We start from the raw sequence: 1,346 nt of genomic DNA, 5'->3' as shown, positions 1-1,346 counted from the left end.
AGCGCCGCCGCGCGCCGGGTGGCCCGCCGCCACCGGGGCAGCGGCGGCCGGCTGGCCCGGTGGCGGGCCGCCTGCAGATAGGCCGGATCGAGCGGGTCGCGGAACAGGGCCGTCAGGAAGTCGACCTGATAGATGCGCGGCGGTTCCTTGGGATCGGTCATGCCGAGGCCACCCTGCTCAGGGCCACGAAATCGCGCACCTGCTTGAGATAGAGCAGCCCCGCCAGCCAGTACAGCCCGAGGCCCCACCAGGCCAGGCCCCAGCCGGCCGCGTAGGCGACCGCGTTGGTGACCCCGCTGGTCCCCCAGGCCAAAAGCAGCACCGGGAACGCGAACAGCAGGATGAACGTGGCCGTCTTGCCGAGGTAGTGCACCGGCGGCGGACCCTGCCCGTGCCGGCGCAGCACGCCCAGCGCGATCAGCAGCGTCGCCTCGCGGGCCAGCAGCGCGGCGGTGAACTGCCACGGCACCACCTCGCGCACGGTGAACGCGAGCAGCGTCGCCAGGATGTAGAGCCGGTCGGCCAGCGGGTCGAGCAGCTCACCGAGCCGGCTGACCTGGCCGAGCCGACGGGCCAGATAGCCGTCGATCCAGTCGGACGTGCCGCCGATCACGAGCACCGCCACGGCCCAGCCGACCTGCTCGGCGACCAGGAAGAGATAGAGGAACAGCGGCACACCGGCCAGGCGGGCGAAGCTGATCAGGTTGGGCACGGTCAGGACGCGACCGGAAAGCTTTTCTGGAATGCTCACGGCGCCTCCCCTCCCGCCACAGGCCGCCCACCATGCGATGACCAGTTTTATCACGCGGGCATGACATCGCCGCGCCTGACCTTGCCATAATGCGTGGCCGCGACCGTCTAGCCTGGGCTTTTCGCCTGAGCGCCAAGCGCACAGGCCGTGGCCTCCCCTCGCGATCGCGCAGCCGAAGGCTCATGCGACAGCCGGCGAAGCGCTCCCAGCCCCGGCTCAGCTGCCCCGCACACTGGACACGACCAGGAGAAACAGCACACTCACCGCGATAATTCCGACAATGGCCGCAACAAGCGCCATCGTGGCAGGCGACATCTGGCCCACCGGGTGGCGCCGCGATGGCTGGGGTGCCGGAGGCAGCGGCTCCCACGCGGTGAGCAGCGGATGCGCCGGCAGGTAGGAGACCGTGCTGAACGGCCGGGCCAGCGGTGGCTCGACGATGCGCGGGCCGGCCGGCACCGGTACCGGCACTTCGGCGATCTCCACTTCCGGGATCGCCGGCTCGGCGGGAAGGGGCGTCGAGGCGCACACATGATTCGGGTCGGCCGGGGTCACGGCGGCCGTGGCCAGCAGCTCGTGCACCTCGCGCCCGAGC

The 1,346-nt window shown here is 71.2% G+C and carries 1 protein-coding gene and 1 pseudogene; both read right to left on the bottom strand.

The genetic code is table 11. The annotated features are described in order from the left end of the window. Nucleotides 1-157: 157 nt before the first annotated feature. On the bottom strand, nt 158-751 hold the full coding sequence (clsA, locus tag DM816_RS41890) for a cardiolipin synthase ClsA (protein WP_117215944.1): 594 nt from the start codon (nt 749-751) through the stop codon (nt 158-160). A 216-nt stretch (nt 752-967) separates the two neighbouring features. Further along, a pseudogene (locus DM816_RS41885) lies at nt 968-1,346 on the bottom strand (hypothetical protein); the annotation flags it as partial.

Source organism: Allorhizocola rhizosphaerae, assembly GCF_003426775.1.
GTDB lineage: Bacteria > Actinomycetota > Actinomycetes > Mycobacteriales > Micromonosporaceae > Allorhizocola > Allorhizocola rhizosphaerae.
The sequence above is the reverse complement of the archived record's forward strand: the minus strand, read 5'-3'. Positions and strand labels throughout refer to the sequence as shown.